This window comes from Methylocystis sp., from assembly GCF_051061285.1.
Taxonomy (GTDB): domain Bacteria; phylum Pseudomonadota; class Alphaproteobacteria; order Rhizobiales; family Beijerinckiaceae; genus Methylocystis.
Window position 1 is genome coordinate 102757 of record NZ_JBPFEA010000031.1, and the last position, 16080, is coordinate 118836.

Here is a 16080-nt window from a genome sequence, read left to right on the forward strand (position 1 = left end):
GGCGCCGCCGAACCGGCTAGCGGCCCGCGACATTCCAGCCTCTGGCGTCAGTAGGTGATCTTCACGCCCCCATAGACGCCGAGCGGCGGCCCAACCGAGACCATGCGCGGGTTGTTGAAGGCAAGGAAGGAGATGCTGGTTGTGTCGAAAAACGTGCCGAAGCTGCGCGCGCGCGTATTGGCGACGTTTTCAAGCAGCCCGTACACCTGAATATTGGGGCCAAGCTGATAAGAGGTGCGCAGGTTGAGGATCGCATAGGAGGGCAGCGTGCCCGCGAGGTTGATCTCGTCGCCGCGTAGCCAGGGACCCGAGGAATAGTGGACGTCCGCGCCAACCTTCCACGGCGGAGTCACTGCAAAATCGATCCCCGCTTTGAACCGGTGACGTGGCGTCGAAGTGAGATTGGCGCCGGGCGTGACAAGGATCGAGCCTCCGGTGCCAAAAATTTGCGTCAGCGGATTATTCGGCGAGCCGAGCATGATCGTCGACCGGAACGTTGCATCCGTCAGCGTGTAGCTGAGGAAGGCGTTCACGCGCTCGGTCGTATAGCGGAAGGATGATTCGAAGCCCTGTCGCAGCGTCGTGCCGGCGTTGGTGAAATAGCCGCGGCCGGCGATCGCGCTCGGCACGCTCAGAATGTCGTTAAAGCTGTATGTGTGGAAGAGGCCCAAGCTCCAGTTGAAATTGCCAGGAAGAGCGTCCGCATAGGCTGGCAGTACCGCTGGCACGGCAAGATCGCCGCGAAGTCCAGCTTCGATTGTTTGTGACTCGACCTGCTTCAGCGGCGGATCGGCCACGAGGAAGGCGTCTATGAGACAAGGTCGATTGGGATCGGCGCAGCCGAGTTCGAGCGGCGTTGGCGCGCGGTTCGCCTCGGAGTAGCTGGCGTAGGCGGAGACGTTCGGCAGTATTTTGTAGGTCAGGCCCGCGACCGGATTGATGCGGGAGAAAATGCCATTGCCGTTCAGCGTCGTGCCGATCATGTCATAGAGCGCAATGCCGGCGCGATTGAAACGGGCGCCGGCCGTCACCTTGAGATCGTCCGTCAGATCGAGCGAGTCGAGCGCATAGACGCCGAGATAATCATTCGCCGCCCGTACCGAGACGCTGGAGATTCCCGAGGCCGGCTCCTCGACAATGTAGCCGATGCCCCCAACGGCGAGATTGGGTTGAATAATTCCCAGTTCCTCATTGGCGTAAAAGGCGCTCCAGCCGTGATCATAGCTGACGCCGAAGGTGATCTTGTTGTGGAAACCGAAATAGAGATCGTCGTTCGTGGCCTGCACCGTGCCGCCGACGGTGCGCGAACGCGTCCAGGTTCGATCGATCACCCCGAGCGAGGCCTGCCCATTGAAGAAATTGGGAATATTTGTGTCGCCGGCGCCGCTCTGGCAGAGCGCCTCGTCCGCTTCGCATTCAAAATCGGTCGTATTGCCGTCGACCCTCGCCTGATCGAAGGCGCGGTAATGCATATCGCCGAAAAGCTTCCATGTCGGCGTCGCCTGAAATACGCCATTGAGGTCGAACATCGACAGCGTGTTCTTGATCGTCTGCGGAGTCGTATAAACCGCGCTTTCGTCGATATTGGCGAGCTCCACAGGCGCCGGCCCTGAAACGCCGAACTTGTTATTGGCGAGCGTCACATTGGCGTGGATCTCGCCGCTCTCGCCGCGGTAGCCGACGTCCCCGTAGAAGCGCTTGATGTGCGCGCCGGAAAACTGGCGATAGCCGTCGTCGCCTAAGGCCTCCATCGCCATGTAGGTGGCGAATGGCCCAGAGATGAGACCGTGCTGCATTGATGCCTGGCGACGGCCGCGGCTGCCGAAACGCCCGTCGAGTTCGAAGCCCTGCCATGTGAAGCCGGTTTTCATGTCGAGCGTGACGGCGCCGCCGATGGCGTTGAGGCCGAACAGCGGGTTGCCGGTGACGAGCGTGAAGCGATCAATCGCAACGCTCGGAATCATGTCCCAGTAGACGTTGTCGCCCCAGGCTTCGTTGATGCGCACGCCGTTCTGATAGACGGCGAGGCCTTGCGGCGTTCCGGCGACGGGCGAGGCGACGAAACCGCGGAAATTGACTTCCGGCATAAAGGGACTGCCCGCCACGTCGTTGACAATGACGCCGGGCGCCTGACGGAGAAGGTTGTCTGTGAGATTAAACGCGCGCGTGTTCTGCAGCTCATTGCCGGTGATCGTATAGGTCGCCGCTGGAACAGCGTAACGCACGATAGGAGACGCCCGAGTCGTTGTAGGCGCTGGCGGCGCCGTCGCGGCGCTTCCGGTCTGCGGGCGTTCGGACGTAGGCGCCGGCGCAGCGGGGCGGGACGTCGAGCGCAGCGGCGCGCCTCCCACCTCGATCGTCGGCAGCGCCTGCTGCGCGCGGGCCGTTGTGGCGATGAAGGCGTAAAGAGCGATCAGCGAGACCTGTTTGACGTAGCGCATTGAGAGCCCTGGAACATTCAATCCTGTTGAACGACTTATAGCTATGAGGCTCGCGGCTGGTAGTGGCGCAAGGCGACAAACCGGCAATATTTCCCGCCTGTTGCGTGACGGCTACACTTCTGAAAAATAACGGAAAACTTCGGATGTCTTCCCGTGCATTTCGGGAATATTTCCCGATACGTGCGACCAAGGCGAACGGCCGTGCCGTCGAGGTCAACAACCTATCGGTCGTTTTCGTCGTCGACGCCCGAGCTCGAGCGCCTCGAACAGGCTGACTCGCGCCGCGGTTGTTGGCTCGGCGCAGATCGGATTAAGTGGTCGCCGAAACGCCAGTGGTTTTCCGGCGCAACGGCAGGCTCGCGATCAGCACCGCAAGTATTCCGGTGACGAAAATGCCGTCGAACGTTCCTGCGCCGCCAAACGAGACGATCGGCGTCCCGATGCCCTCTAGCTTATAAAGATTGAGCAGGTCGGCGCCGATAAGCGTGCCGAGACTGCCGCTGACATAAGCGACCGGCGCTGCGAAATCTCGCGACAGCAGAATCGCGAGAGCCGCAGACAGCAACGGCGGCGCCAGAATCGGCACACTAATGCCGGCGCCGGGCACAATCCGTGCAAGGAAATGAACCACAACAGCGACGATCGCCGTCGCCAGCGCTGCGACGATCCAGATGCGATTGCGGACGAGCAAATAGATCGAAAGCAACAGCGGAATAACGGCGCCGCCGACGTTTACCGCCAGTATCATTCCCGGCCAATCGACGAGCACCGGGACGACATAGCGCCTCCCGAAAAAGTCAATCATCTCTTGAGGAACGACGCGTTCGTCGGCGAAGTGCGCGATCGGTATGTTCACGTAGCTGCCCAGAAGCGACGCGAGCAAGAGGAGCGTCGCAAATTTGGAGCTCAGGCCGATGCGGCCGAAAGCATAGCGAAGCACTCCGAACTGGATCAGCAGGAACAGCGCAATGAGCGCGCCCAGGAAGACCGCGTAGAGGATTGGCGGCAGCGGGAGATAGTCAACATGTTGTGAGTTCACGCGCCACCCCTTCAATGCCATGTCGATCGTGAACTCGAATATAGGGGAACAGAGACGCGGGTCGAGTTGAGACGCCCGTCGCGGGGCCGTGTGGAACACCTGTCTGCGCCCGCCGTTGGCAGGAGCTCTGCAGGCGCATGCTCTTGCTGTTGTCGAAAAAATGTATTTTCGTGGCTTCGCCGCGCGATCGGAGAGCGTCATGCCAATGGAGCCTGCGACGGGCGATGACCGCAATGTGACGCCGCAAGACCTTGCGACCAATCCTTTGCAAGGGCTGACGCAGGAAGAGGCGGCGTGCAGGCTGGCCCGTTTCGGCAAGAACATGCTTGCCGAGCGCCGCATCAGTCCATTCGCGCGGATCATCCGTTTCTTCTGGGGACCAATTCCCTGGATGATCGAAATCGCGGCGATCCTGTCGGCGACCGTGAAGCATTGGGCGGACCTCGGCATTATCCTGCTGATGCTGATCGTGAACGCAGCTGTCGGCTTCTGGCAGGAGTTCAAGGCGGACAACGCGATCGCTTTGCTCAAGCGGCGCCTGGCGCTGAAGGCGCGCGTACTGCGGGATGGCGCATGGACGGAACTTCCCGCCGGCCAACTTGTCCCCGGGGACATTGTAAAGATCGCGCTGGGTTCCGTCGTTCCCGCCGACGTAAGGCTCATAGACGGCGATTACCTCAGCGTCGACCAGGCGGCGCTGACGGGGGAGTCATTACCGGTCGACAAGAAAGTCGGGGACGTCGCCTATTCGGGTTCCATCGCCAAGCTCGGCGAAATGACGGCTCTAGTGACGTCCACCGGCATGCACACCTACTTCGGTCGCACGGCGCGGCTTGTGCAGCAGGCGACGAGCGTCTCCCATTTTCAGCGCGCGGTGCTGAAAATCGGAAATTTCCTCATCCTGTTCACGATGGGGCTTGTGGCGGTCATTGGCGTCGTTGCGCTGTTTCGTCACGATCCCTTGATCAAAACGGCGCAATTCGCCCTGATTCTGGCGGTCGCCTCGATTCCTGTGGCGCTGCCTGCGGTGCTGTCCGTAACGATGGCGGTCGGCGCCGAGAAGTTGGCGAAACTTAAGGCCATCGTGTCCCGCCTCGTCGCGATCGAAGAGCTCGCGGGGATGGACATATTGTGCTCGGACAAGACCGGCACCCTGACTAAGAATGAATTGACGCTCGGCGACCCGCAACCGGCGCAGGGCGTCGACGCGCATGACGTCGTTCTCGTTGCAGCGCTCGCTTCTGAGCGCGAGGCGCCGGATGCGATCGACGCCGCGATTTTAGCCGCGGCGCCCGGACATGACGTCCTGCAGAGCTATCATCTGGAAGCCTTCCATCCTTTTGATCCGGTCAGCAAGCGAAGCGAGGCCGAAGTGGCGCGGAAGGGCGCGCGCTTTCGCGTCGCTAAAGGCGCGCCCCAGGTCATTTTCTCGCTGTGCGAGATGCCGGAAGAGGCTACGCGCGCCGCTTTGGCTCAGGTCGACGCCGACGCGGCGAAGGGCTTTCGCACGCTCGGCGTCGCGCGTGCGGAAGACCAAGGCGCATGGCGATTCCTCGGCTTGCTGCCGCTGTTCGATCCCCCGCGCGACGATTCCGCGCAGACGATCGCCGAAACCCGCGCAATGGGCGTCGACATCAAAATGGTCACCGGCGACCACGAGGCGATCGCGCGTGAGATCGCGGCCAAACTGCAGCTAGGCCAGAACATCGTCGTCGCCGACACGGTATTCCGCGGCGAGGCCGCTAGCGTAAAGCTTTCGGCAATTCTCGCTGCAGACGGCTTTGCCCGCGTTTTTCCCGAGCACAAATTCGCAATCGTCGAGGCGCTGCAGAAAGCCGGCCGCATTGTCGGCATGACGGGGGACGGCGTCAATGACGCGCCGGCGTTAAAACAGGCCGATGTGGGCATTGCTGTCAGCGGCGCGACGGATGCGGCCCGCGCCGCGGCCGATCTGGTGTTGACGGCGCCAGGCCTGTCGGTGATCACAACGGCGATTGCTGAGGCGCGCCGCATCTTCGAGCGCATGAACAGCTATGCGATCTATCGCATCGCAGAGACGATCCGCGTCCTGTTGTTCATGGCCGGCAGCATCCTCGTCTTCAATTTTTATCCCGTGACCGCGGTGATGGTCGTGCTGCTGGCGCTGCTCAACGACATACCGATCATGATGATCGCCTATGACAATGCGCCGGTGGCGGAAAAGCCGGTGCGCTGGGATATGGCGCGCGTATTGACGATCGCTTCGGTTCTGGGCGTTTACGGAGTTCTCGAAAGTTTCGGACTGTTCTGGATCGTGCGCGATTATCTTGTCCTGCCGGCGCAGACCGTTCAGCCGCTCATCTTTTTGAAGTTGCTCGTGTCCGGCCATATGACGATCTATCTGACGCGCAATAAGGGACCGATCTGGGAGCGTCCCTGGCCGAGCTGGAAGCTCGTGCTTCCCTGCGAGGCGACACAGCTTATTGGCACGCTCGCGGTCGTCTATGGTCTGTTCATGGAGCCGACAGGTTGGCGACTGGCGCTGCTGGTGTGGGCGTATTCGCTGATGACATTTCTCGGAGCCAGCGCCGTCAAGCTCGTGGCCTACCACCTGATGGAACATCGTCCGCTGGAGCAGGCGCGTCATCTCGCTCGCGTCGAACGGAACTTCTTGGGGCGGCCGGCGGCGGCGTCGGCTCCAACATTGCTCATCGGACTTTTGGCGACCGCGGCGATCGGCGCTGGCGCCTATTGGGCGATTCAGAGCATGGAGGCGCCTCCGAGCTATCGGACCGAGGAAATCAGTCGAGGGGCCATTGTGCGGACGATCCTGGCGAGCGGCGTGGTGGAGCCGACGCAGACCGCGTTGATTTCTGCCCGCGTCGCGGGCGTCGTGCAGAGTGTGTCCTGCGCCGTCGACATGTCGGTTCAAAAAGGCGCGGTTTGCGGCAAGCTCAATCCCCGGCGATACGCCGACGCGGTCGCGGTCGCCGCAGCCAATCTTTCCCTCGCGCAGGCCAAATTAGCCAAAGGCGAGATGGGTCTCGACCGAGCGCGGGCCAACTTCGAAGCCACACAGCGCGGAAGCAGACGCAAGCGCTTTTCCCGTCGCACACAGAATGCCCGCAAACAGGCCTACGATGCCGCGCAGGCGCAGGTCGCTCTCGATCGCGCGGAGATGGAGAAACGTGAGGCGCTTCTGCGCGCCGCCAAGAGCGATCTCGCCGCGACCGAACTCACCGCGCCTTCTCCTGGAACGATCATCGCGCGCAACATCGCCGTGGGACAGCTTGTGTCTCCCGCCGCTGAATCTTCGGCGTTGTTCACGATCGCCGGCGACACGGCGAAGTTGCGCACCGTCGCGCGCCTGCCGCCGAATGAGGCGGGCGAAATCAAGCTTGGAGATAAGGTATCCGTCTCGGTCGAAGATTTGCCCAAGCGCGTCTTTGAGGCTTCGATTGTCGAGCTGCGGCTGGCTCGGACAACCGAAAACGCGACGATTTACGACGTTATTCTCGACGTGGACAACGCAAAGAAAATGCTGAGCCCGGGGATGTCCGTCACGGCAAAAATCGTCACCTCGCGTCGCGAGGATGCGCTAAGGGTTCCAGATGAGGCGTTGTACTTCTCGCCGCGCGGCGCTCAGCCGGCGCCGGAAGGAAAAAACGTCGTCTGGGTTTTGCGCGACGGAAAGCCGGAGCCTGTTCCGTTGACCCTCGGGCTGGACGACGGCGATTATTCACAAGTCCTCTCAGGGGCATTGGCTCCAGGAGACCGCGTGATTGTCGGAACGTAAACGATAAGCTCATCCGCGGCGGGCGAGTCATCGACGACGCGAAGATGGTCGGGTCTCTCACGCAATCTTCGATTTGTCGCTGTAGCGCACAAGAGCGCTATATCGAGGTCTCGCAAGACGTCGGCCAAGACGCAATCTTGGCGCAACCAATTTCGTGTGCAGAGTCGTCTAGAGGTTGAGGAGAACGCTCGTGATTGAACAGCTTCCGAACTTTCCCGCGAACGTCGTTGCGATCGTCTGCAAGGGACGCGTGACGAAAGCGGATTATGACGCCGTCCTGGTGCCGGCGGTTCGAGATGCGCTCGAGAAGCATGACAAGGTCAGGATCTATTACGAAATCGCGCCTGACTTTTCGGGATTTGATCCGGGCGCGATGTGGGAGGACTTTAGGGTTGGAATGGAGCATCTCACGCGCTGGGAACGGGTCGCGCTTGTCACGGACGTTGAGTGGATCAAGCACACAATGCAGTTTTTCAGCTTCATGATGCCCGGCGACATGAAGGCGTTTCCGACCGCGCATGCCGATCAGGCGCGCGACTGGATTGTCGCTCAGTGACGCGCCGCTCCGCCCTCGCGCACCGGCAGCGACGCGGTTAGCCGCGCGCCGCCGTTTGAGTCGTTCGCAAGCGTGAGCGCGCCGCCGAGCGCGCCGACTCGTTCGCTCATACCGCGCAAGCCGAGACCGCTCGAGGATGCGGAACGAGTCGCTTGGAGACCCGCCCCATTGTCCCGCACGACAATATGCAATGTGCCCTTCGACCGCTTGACGGCAACCTCGACTCGATTGGCGCCTGAATGTCGAAGCGCATTGGCGAGCGCTTCCTGCACGATGCGATAGGCGGTGAGCGCGGTCGCCTCTTCGATGTCCGCTGAGGCGCCGTCGAGCGAAAGCGCGATGGCGACCTTCGGGTTGGCTTCGCGCCAGCCTTGCGCCAGCGCCTCTAACGCGTCGGCAAGTCCCATCTCCTCGAGGGCGGCGGGACGCAGCCGGCCGAGAATGCGCCTGTTGACCTGTTGCAGAGCGGCGATCTGCGCGTCGATGCGGGCGCAGTCTGCGGCGAGCCGGGTCGGGTCTGAGCCCGACGCCGTCAGCCGTCGCGCCAACGCGCCAACGCCAGCGCGCACCGTGAACAGAAAGGGGCCGATTTCGTCATGCAGATCGCGGGCGATGTCTTTTCGCTCTTCGTCCTGCACATGGATCATGCGCCGCACGAGCTTGCGATTTTCTTCGTCGAGCCGTTGCAGCGTTGCGGCGAGCGCGTTGATTCGTTCGGCGATGATGACGAATTCCGGAGACCCGTCGGCGGGAACGCGCATCGAATGTTCGCCGCGCTCCAGACGCTTCAGCCCCTCCGCGAGCGTCGCGACCGGACGCAGCGTCCGCGACACGGCGAGCGAAACGAGCGCGAAGGCGGCGACGGCGATTCCCGCGCCGCCGATCGCGAGCCAGACGATCTCCTGCCAAATCTCGGCGATCTCATCCGCGGGATTGGAAGCAATCATAATCGCGGCCCCGCGGCCGGTTTCGATCCGGGTCACGGCGGCGTTTGGCAGCACGAGCCGGGTGAACCACTGCGGCGCGCGGTCGACGTCCTCCCGAGCGGGCGTCTCCTCTCCGGCGAGCGCGACGCGAACATGGCGCAGCCGCCGCGCGTCGGCGAGAAGTCGCGCGATCTCCGCCTGCGGATCTGGCGCCGCGTCAAGCCGCGTTAGCGTCGCTTCTATGAGTTCGCGCGCAAGCCGCGTCGCGCCGTCGGCTTCGGCGCGAACGCGCGCGCCCGCATGCAATACGAGCAGGCCGACGCCGAGCGCCAATCCCAGCGCAAGCACGACGCCGAGCAGCAGCGACAGGCGAAGGCGCAGGGAGAGCCTACGAAACATGGGCCAGTTCTCTAGAGAAGCGTGCGACTTTACGAAAGGCCCCAAATGCCGGCAATGTTTCGCCGCCTGCCTTCGGCACGCCCGGGAGACTTGGAGCCACGTTAAATTATGCGCGTTCTTATCGTTGACGACCATCCGATCATTGTTTCCGGCTGCGCGGCGATGCTCGCCGGCGAGGGCGACATCGACGTCATCGACGCGCGAGACGCGGAGACGGGTCTTGCCGTCTTCGTGGCGCAAAAGCCGGACGTGACCGTCGTCGACATCGGCCTGCCGGGGGTTTCGGGATTCGAATTAACGCGGCGGATTCTCGCAGCTGATCCGCAGGCGCGCATCGTCATCTTCAGCATGAACGACGATCCGATCTTCGCGGCGCGCGCGATTCAGATGGGGGCCAAAGGCTATGTGACGAAGAACGACGATCCCTATCTTTTGCTGACGGCGGTGCGCGAGGTCGCGTCCGGCGGCGTTTTCCTCATGCCCAAAATCGCCAACCAGCTCGCCTTCGAAAAGAGCGGCGCTTCGGCCAGTCCGCTCTCCGCGTTGACCGCGCGCGAATTGGAGATTTTGCGAATGCTCGGGCGCGGGCTCGGAACGGCGGAGATCGCCGACGCGACTCAAGTCTCCTACAAGACCATCGCCAACAGCTGCTCGATCATGAAACGAAAGCTTGGCGCCCGCACGCCGATGGAGCTGATGCGCATCGCGCTCGAACACAAACTGACGTGAGACGCGTATCCCATGCGGAGAAGGTGTCGTCGCGAAGCGACGACGGATGAGGGCACTCACCCGGCCCTGCCTTGCAGGGCCACCCTCTCTCCCGCGAGGGGGAGGGGGACGCGGCCTACTTTCCTTGCGCGTCCGGATAGGGCTCTGGCGCAGAATAATTCGCCGGAATCGGTCCCGTCAGCGCGCCGAGAAAGGCGACAATGTCGGCCGCGTCCTTCTCCGACAGATCCTGTCCGAGCTGCGTCTTGCCCATGATTTTGACGGCTTTCGTCAGGTCCGCGACCGACCCGTCATGAAAATAGGGCGCTGTCTGTGCGACATTGCGAAGGCTCGCGACCTTGAAGACATAAAGGTCCGCCTCGTTCTTGGTGACGTCGGCGCGGCCCTTGTCGGGCGTCGCGACGCCGGTTTCCTTCCAATAGTCGTTCGCCATTCCAAATTTCTGAAAGGAATTGCCGCCGACGCCGGGGCCATTGTGGCAGGAGACGCAACCAAGATCGATGAATTTGCGCAAGCCGGCCTGCTGCTGCTTCGTCAGCGCCGAGGCGTCGCCGGCAAGGAAAGCGTCGAATTTGGAAGGCGTCAGCAGGGTGCGCTCGAAGGCGCCGACCGCGACGCCCCAATTCTTTGAATTGATCGGGTCCTTCTCGCCGGGGAACGCTTTGGCGAAGGCGCCGGCGTAGGCGGGAACCGCCTTCAGCTTGCTCATCGCCGTCGCCTGATCGGGATTGCCGAAGCTTGCGGCGCCGAGCAGCGACTTTTCAGCCTGGTCTTCGAGCGATTCGCGTTCGCCGCGCCAATGTTGTTTGAAATTCAGCGCGGCGTTGAAGACCGACGGCGCGTTGCGCGGATTTTCCTTTCCGAACACGCCGATCGCCTTCGGCAGCCCGTCGCTCGCCTGCTTGTCCGGCAAGTGGCAATGCGCGCAACTGACGTTGCCGTCCATCGACACGCGGTTTTCGAAGAACAGCCGGCGACCAAGCTCGATGCGCGCCGCCGTCACCGAATCATTGATGGGGGGAGGGATGACGATCGGCCGGAAATTCTGTTTCGCGTCCTCAAGAAGCGTCTTCGCGTTGGGACCTTCCGCTCGGGCGGTCGCAGCGATGAATAGGAGAGAGACAAGGGCGATGAAAAAGAAAGGCGCGCGCAAAATCGACGCTCCTGTTTGCGGCCAGTCGTCTCGCCGACGCCGGCAAAAATGATTCGAGCCGGCGATACGAAAAGCGCGACCGCTTTGCGCAGCGCTCTTCTTGCCGGCTCGATTCGGGAATTCGTTGGCGGCTTCGGCGAATCGAAGGCCGCGCCGAAATTAGATCTCGGCGGACTCGTAGCTGGTGATTTCCATGCCGACGCAGACTTCGACAATCACGGGAGTCGTCCAGGCCATTTTTTCCTCCGTATTAGGACTCTTTAGGCTCTGCCTGCTTATGTGGCGCATCGCGCCCGCAGGTTTAAGCTCGGCGCAGCATTTAACATGATCGCCGCCGCTTCGCAAATGGGATGCGGCGCACAATACTCGGCCGCTGGCGACGACAGCTGAGCGCTTCTGTGGCGCCTCGAATGCAAATGACGCAGCCGAACGTCTCGACAGTCGCCGTGACGGCTGATAGGCATAAGCAAAACACGGGAGGAGCCGCCCGGCTCGGCGAGTAGACGCTAAAAAACAAATGGATAGCGTTCACTTCGCCGTTAAGCTTTTGAGCTTGGCCGGGGCAGGTCGCAAATCGGGGTAGGAATGGAGACAGCGACGCTCGACGGCAAGGCGATTGCGCTTGGCGACGCCTATCGACATGCCGCCAAAATTCTCAGTGGGGCGGCCTTTCCGCTCGTCGCCGGCCTTGGCGCCGACGTCATCGGCGCGCGCGCCGCGATCCTCTTGGCTGAGCGGCTGAAGGGCGCTTTCGACCATCTCGCGTCGCGTGAAACGCTCGCCGATATCGACGTCAAGCGTTCCTTCGGCATGTTCACGACGACGGCGAATGAGGCGCGCCTTCGCGGCGACTGCGTCGTGCTGATCGGCCCGGGGCTGACGCGCGCCTGGCCTGGAATGCTGGAGCGCCTTGCGCTTGCCGAACCGCCGCGCCGCGGGGCGCAAGCGCAGCAGCCACGCAAGGTGATTTGGGTCGGGCCGGAAGGCGACGAAGCGAACGCCGTCCCTGGCGCAAAGGTCATTCCGGCCTCTGTGCAGGAACTTTCCGGCGTGCTGGCGGCGTGGCGCGCCCGCTTCGGCGGACGACCGGTTTCGCTGGGCGCTGAAAAAGTCGCTCTCATTGACGGCCTCGTGGAGACGCTGCGAAACGCGCGCTTTGGCGTCTTCGTCTGGTCGGCGTCGACGCTCGATCCGCTGGCGATCGAAATGATGCAGGCTTTGGTGATCGAGCTCAACGCCACGACCCGATTCACCGGCGTCCATATCGGCGGCCGCAGCGGCGCTTCGGGCGTGACCCAGACGGCGGGCTGGATGACGGGCTTTCCGCCGCGCACGGGCTTTGGCCGTGGCTATCCGGAGCACGACCCCTGGCGTTTCGAAGCCACGCGGCTTGTCGACAGCGGCGAGGCCGATGCGGCGCTGTGGATTACCGCCTTCGACGGCGAAAAACCCGCCTGGTCCCGCGCCGACATCCCGCTCATTACGCTGGCGCCGGCGCAGGCGGCGCCAGCGCGGGGGCTGTTCATTAAAGTCGGTCAGCCCGGCGTCACGCATGATTCGGTGCTGATGAGTCAGGAAACCGGCGGCATGACGCTGCGCAAAGCCAGCGCGCCCACGGACGCGCCGAGCGTCGCGCAGGCGATCGGCGCCATCATGGCGGAAGTTTCGGAGGGCGCATGGCGCTGACAGTTTTGCGCGGCGGCCATATCGTCGATCCGGCGACCGGCCAGGACGCGATTGGCGACGTGTGGTTCGAAGATGGCCGCATCGTCGAGCGGCCCGAAGGGCGCAGCGCCGACAAGGAAATCGACGTCTCTGGTCATATCGTTATGGCCGGTGCAATCGACATCCATTCGCACATCGCCGGCGGCAATGTGAACACGGCGCGACTGCTGCTGCCGGAGCTGCATCGCGCGATTCGGGCGCGGCAGGCCGACACGCCGCTTTCGACCGCCAAATGGTCGAGCTATGAGACGGGCCGTCTCTACGCGCAGATGGGCTTCACCACTGTCGTCGAGCCGGCGATGGCGCCGCACCACGCCTTGCAGACCCATCTCGAATTCAACGACGTGCCGATCATCGACAAGGGCGCGCTCACCGTGCTCGGCAACGACGACTTCCTGCTCGGCATGTTGCGCGACGGCGAGACCGACGGCGCGATCAATGACTATGTCGCGCAGACCGTCGAGAACACCCGCTCGCTCGGACTGAAGTGCATCAATCCCGGCGGGGTCGAGGCCTTCAAGGAGAACATGCGCGCCTTTGGGCTTGACGACGTCGTGCCCTTTTACGGGCTGACGTCGCGTCAGATTTTCCAGGCGCTGCAGAAGTCGACTCAGGCAGTGGGCATCGCCCATCCGCTGCATCTGCACATGAACAATCTCGGCCTTGCCGGCAATATCGACACGGCGCTCGCGACGATCGACGCGGCGCAGGGGCTGCCGCTGCATCTCGCGCATGTGCAGTTCTACGCCTATGGCAAGGAAGGCAAGAACGGCTTCTCGTCGGCTGGCGCGCTCTTCGCCGAGAAGATCAACGCCAATAAGAATGTGAGCGTCGACGTCGGCCAGGTGATGTTCTCGGATACGGTGACGATCTCGTCCGACGTTCTGAAACAGTTCAACAGCCTGCCCGGCGCGATCCCCAAGAAAGGCGCGATCTTCGATGGCGACGCCAATGGCGGCGGCATCGTTCCCTATGTCTATAAGATTTCGAACTACTACAACGCCATTCAATGGGCGGCGGGCCTGGAGCTCTTCCTGCTGATTGAGAATCCCGAGCAGGTGTTCTTCACCACCGACCATCCGAACGGCGGTCCCTTCACGACCTATCCGGAGCTCTTCGCGCTGCTGATGAGCGCTGATCTTCGCGCGCAGCATCTTGCGCGGCTTCCGGCTGAGGTGCTGGAGCACACGACGCTGCCGTCGATCTCGCGCGAATACACGCTTTACGAAATCGCGCAGATGAGCCGCTCCGGCGCCGCGAAGCTCTTTGGCTTTGTCGATCGCGGCCGGCTCAGTCCAGGCGCCGTCGCCGACATCGCCGTTTATAAGCCCGGACGCGACGTCGCCGGCATGTTCCGGCGCGCGGCCCTGGTCTTCAAGGACGGCGCCCTCGTCGTGCGTGATGGCCAAGTCTCGCATTACACGCGCGGCAAGACGCTGCATATTCGCCCGCGCTACGATGGGCAGATCACGAAGCGCCTCGATTCCTATTACGACGACCTTTACGGTCTGCCGCGCAGCATCTTCGACGTGCCCGATGCGGCGCTGCCGCACAAGGACGCCTTTGCGGAGGTTCCATGCCGGATATAATTCGCAACGGCGTGACGATAGACGACAATTTTGCCGAAGCCTTCCCGATGAGCGGGACGGGCATTCTGATTACCGCGCCGAACGCCAAATGGGCGCGGCAGGCGGCGTTGACGATGACGGGTTTTGCAACGTCGGTCATCGGCTGCGGCTGCGAGGCCGGAATCGATCGCGAAGTTTCGCCCGAAGAAACACCGGACGGACGCCCGGGCGTTCGCGCGCTACTCTTCGCCATGTCGTCGAAAGACGCAGAGAAGCAGCTCGTCAATCGGCTCGGCCAATGCGTGCTGACGTGCCCCGGCTCCGCGGTCTATTCGACGGTCGCCGGCGAATTCGAGATCAAAGTCGGCGACGCGCTGCGCCAGTTCGGCGACAAATGGCAGATGTCCAAGGTCGTCGACGACCGGCGCTACTGGCGCGTGCCAGTCATGGACGGAGAATTTTTCTGCGAAGGCAAGGTCGGCCTGACGAAGAAATCCGTGGGCGGCGGCAATCTTTTGATCATGGGCGCGGATTGGGACAAGACCATGCGTGCGACCGAGGCCGCCGTCTCGGCGATCGACGGCGTCGCCGACGCCATTGCGCCGTTCCCCGGCGGCATCGTGCGTTCGGGCTCAAAGGTCGGTTCGAAATACAAGGGCATGAGCGCGTCGACCAATGACGCTTATTGTCCGACATTGCGCGGCGTCACCAAAAGCGAACTCGACGCGGATATCGGCTGCGTGCTCGAAATCGTCATCGACGGCTTGACCGACCACGCCGTGCGCGAGGCGATGCGCGCGGGGCTTCACGCCATTATCGAGATGGGGCCGGAGCAGGGCGCCAAGCGCGTCGGCGCCGGCAATTACGGCGGCAAGCTCGGACCGTTTCATTATCATCTGAAGGAATTGCTGCCGTGAAGCCTTTTACCTTCACGCTTCGCCAGGAGCCGCCGCAGCGCGTCGATCTCTCGGCGCTGACGCCCGACCGCCTTGCGGGAAAATCCGTCGCGCAGATCGAAGAGATCGAGCTCGGCGTGACCCGCATTTCGACGAAAGTCGGCGACCTCTTCAAGGTCTCGGAAGGCGATCTGAAGACTGTTCGCTTTGAGGGCGGCTCTTCCCGCTTCGATCTTCTCGGCGCGAAGCTTCTGCCTGGCTTTGCGATTCATGTCGAAGGCGACGTCGGGGCGCAGTGCGGCCGTCTGGCCAAGGGCGGCAGGATCACCGTCGCCGGGAACGCTGGCCCGCATGCAGCATCCGGCAACCTTGGCGCCGAGCTGGAGATCAAGGGCGACGTCGGCGATTTCCTCGCCGGTCCGCTCGCGGGCGAACTTGCCGGCATGGCTGGCGGGCGCGTCATCGTGCGCGGCAAGGCGGGCGCCCGCGCCGGCGACCGGCTGCGCCGCGGCATTCTCGTCATCGAAGGCGACGCCGGCGAAGATCTCGGCGCACGCGTCATCGCCGGCACGATCCTGGTTTTGGGCGAGGCCAAGGGGCGCGTCGGCTATCTCAACAAACGCGGCTCGATTGTGCTCGCGCGCGGCGGCTGCTTCGGTTCGACCTATGTCGACTGCGGCGCGCATGAGCTGACGTTCGCAAGGCTTTTCGCACGCTCTCTCAGGGATCATAGCGTCCCCGCCGCCGATCTGCTGTCGCGCAAGCTGCGCCGCTATGGCGGCGACACGGCGGTCTATGGCAAGGGCGAGATATTGACCGCCGACTGACGGGCATTACCCTTGCTAGGAAGCGAAACGCCCTCGAGCGGGCGCT

General features: G+C 62.8%; 12 protein-coding genes. 7 read left to right on the forward strand and 5 right to left on the reverse strand.

The genetic code is table 11. The features are described 5' to 3' along the window. Positions 1 to 47: 47 nt before the first annotated feature. Positions 48 to 2441 (reverse strand): TonB-dependent receptor, encoded by a 2394-nt coding sequence (locus ACR65T_RS11145; RefSeq protein ID WP_434496542.1) that lies wholly within the window; start codon positions 2439 to 2441, stop codon positions 48 to 50. A gap of 310 nt (positions 2442 to 2751) precedes the next feature. Continuing rightward, positions 2752 to 3480, reverse strand: a complete 729-nt coding sequence (locus tag ACR65T_RS11150; protein ID WP_434496543.1) for a DUF1614 domain-containing protein — start codon at positions 3478 to 3480, stop codon at positions 2752 to 2754. 199 nt (positions 3481 to 3679) lie between these two features. Here ACR65T_RS11150 and ACR65T_RS11155 point away from each other — a divergent pair, with 199 nt between their 5' ends. Together ACR65T_RS11155 and ACR65T_RS11160 are read left to right on the forward strand one after the other, a co-directional pair. After that, positions 3680 to 7255 (forward strand): plasma-membrane proton-efflux P-type ATPase, encoded by a 3576-nt coding sequence (locus ACR65T_RS11155; protein WP_434496544.1) that lies wholly within the window; start codon positions 3680 to 3682, stop codon positions 7253 to 7255. A 190-nt stretch (positions 7256 to 7445) separates the two neighbouring features. Then, the gene (locus ACR65T_RS11160) at positions 7446 to 7811 is read left to right on the forward strand and encodes an STAS/SEC14 domain-containing protein (RefSeq protein WP_434496545.1); all 366 of its coding nucleotides are present in this window, start codon (positions 7446 to 7448) and stop codon (positions 7809 to 7811) included. Here the strand turns inward: ACR65T_RS11160 and ACR65T_RS11165 are convergent. Then, positions 7805 to 9136 carry an ATP-binding protein gene (locus ACR65T_RS11165; RefSeq protein WP_434496546.1) on the reverse strand — a complete coding sequence of 444 codons (1332 nt, stop codon included), beginning with the start codon at positions 9134 to 9136 and terminating at the stop codon, positions 7805 to 7807. The genes ACR65T_RS11160 and ACR65T_RS11165 overlap by 7 nt on opposite strands. Positions 9137 to 9244: 108 nt before the next feature. On the opposite strand from ACR65T_RS11165, the gene ACR65T_RS11170 reads away from it, so the two are divergent. Continuing rightward, the gene (locus ACR65T_RS11170) at positions 9245 to 9865 is read left to right on the forward strand and encodes a response regulator transcription factor (RefSeq protein ID WP_434496547.1); all 621 of its coding nucleotides are present in this window, start codon (positions 9245 to 9247) and stop codon (positions 9863 to 9865) included. A 115-nt stretch (positions 9866 to 9980) separates the two neighbouring features. On the opposite strand, the gene ACR65T_RS11175 is transcribed toward ACR65T_RS11170, so the two are convergent. Continuing rightward, the gene (locus tag ACR65T_RS11175; RefSeq protein ID WP_434496548.1) at positions 9981 to 11018 is read right to left on the reverse strand and encodes a cytochrome-c peroxidase; all 1038 of its coding nucleotides are present in this window, start codon (positions 11016 to 11018) and stop codon (positions 9981 to 9983) included. A gap of 159 nt (positions 11019 to 11177) precedes the next feature. After that, entirely contained in the window at positions 11178 to 11306 is a 129-nt protein-coding gene (pqqA, locus tag ACR65T_RS11180) for a pyrroloquinoline quinone precursor peptide PqqA (protein WP_434496549.1), read from the reverse strand. A gap of 297 nt (positions 11307 to 11603) precedes the next feature. Here pqqA and ACR65T_RS11185 point away from each other — a divergent pair, with 297 nt between their 5' ends. From ACR65T_RS11185 to ACR65T_RS11200, 4 genes are read left to right on the forward strand one after another with little or no spacing between them, the layout of a single operon-like run. Next, positions 11604 to 12704: a formylmethanofuran dehydrogenase gene (locus ACR65T_RS11185; RefSeq protein WP_434496550.1), complete on the forward strand. Its 1101-nt coding sequence runs from the start codon at positions 11604 to 11606 to the stop codon at positions 12702 to 12704. Beyond that, positions 12695 to 14332 carry a formylmethanofuran dehydrogenase subunit A gene (locus tag ACR65T_RS11190; RefSeq protein WP_434496551.1) on the forward strand — a complete coding sequence of 546 codons (1638 nt, stop codon included), beginning with the start codon at positions 12695 to 12697 and terminating at the stop codon, positions 14330 to 14332. The genes ACR65T_RS11185 and ACR65T_RS11190 overlap by 10 nt, the downstream gene beginning before the upstream one ends. Beyond that, positions 14320 to 15228: a formylmethanofuran--tetrahydromethanopterin N-formyltransferase gene (fhcD, locus tag ACR65T_RS11195; RefSeq protein WP_434496552.1), complete on the forward strand. Its 909-nt coding sequence runs from the start codon at positions 14320 to 14322 to the stop codon at positions 15226 to 15228. The genes ACR65T_RS11190 and fhcD overlap by 13 nt, the downstream gene beginning before the upstream one ends. Beyond that, a complete protein-coding gene (locus ACR65T_RS11200) occupies positions 15225 to 16034 on the forward strand; it encodes a formylmethanofuran dehydrogenase subunit C (protein ID WP_434496553.1) in 810 nt (269 codons plus the stop codon). The genes fhcD and ACR65T_RS11200 overlap by 4 nt, the downstream gene beginning before the upstream one ends. Positions 16035 to 16080 lie beyond the last annotated feature (46 nt).

Bases quoted from the DNA above. Each gene is read 5' to 3' on its own strand.
- ACR65T_RS11145 (WP_434496542.1), bottom strand. From the start codon at position 2,441: ATGCGCTACGTCAAACAGGTCTCGCTGATCGCTCTTTACGCCTTCATC.
- ACR65T_RS11155 (WP_434496544.1), top strand. From the start codon at position 3,680: ATGCCAATGGAGCCTGCGACGGGCGATGACCGCAATGTGACGCCGCAA.
- ACR65T_RS11165 (WP_434496546.1), bottom strand. From the start codon at position 9,136: ATGTTTCGTAGGCTCTCCCTGCGCCTTCGCCTGTCGCTGCTGCTCGGC.
- ACR65T_RS11170 (WP_434496547.1), top strand. From the start codon at position 9,245: ATGCGCGTTCTTATCGTTGACGACCATCCGATCATTGTTTCCGGCTGC.
- pqqA (WP_434496549.1), bottom strand. From the start codon at position 11,306: ATGCGCCACATAAGCAGGCAGAGCCTAAAGAGTCCTAATACGGAGGAA.
- ACR65T_RS11185 (WP_434496550.1), top strand. From the start codon at position 11,604: ATGGAGACAGCGACGCTCGACGGCAAGGCGATTGCGCTTGGCGACGCC.
- ACR65T_RS11190 (WP_434496551.1), top strand. From the start codon at position 12,695: ATGGCGCTGACAGTTTTGCGCGGCGGCCATATCGTCGATCCGGCGACC.
- fhcD (WP_434496552.1), top strand. From the start codon at position 14,320: ATGCCGGATATAATTCGCAACGGCGTGACGATAGACGACAATTTTGCC.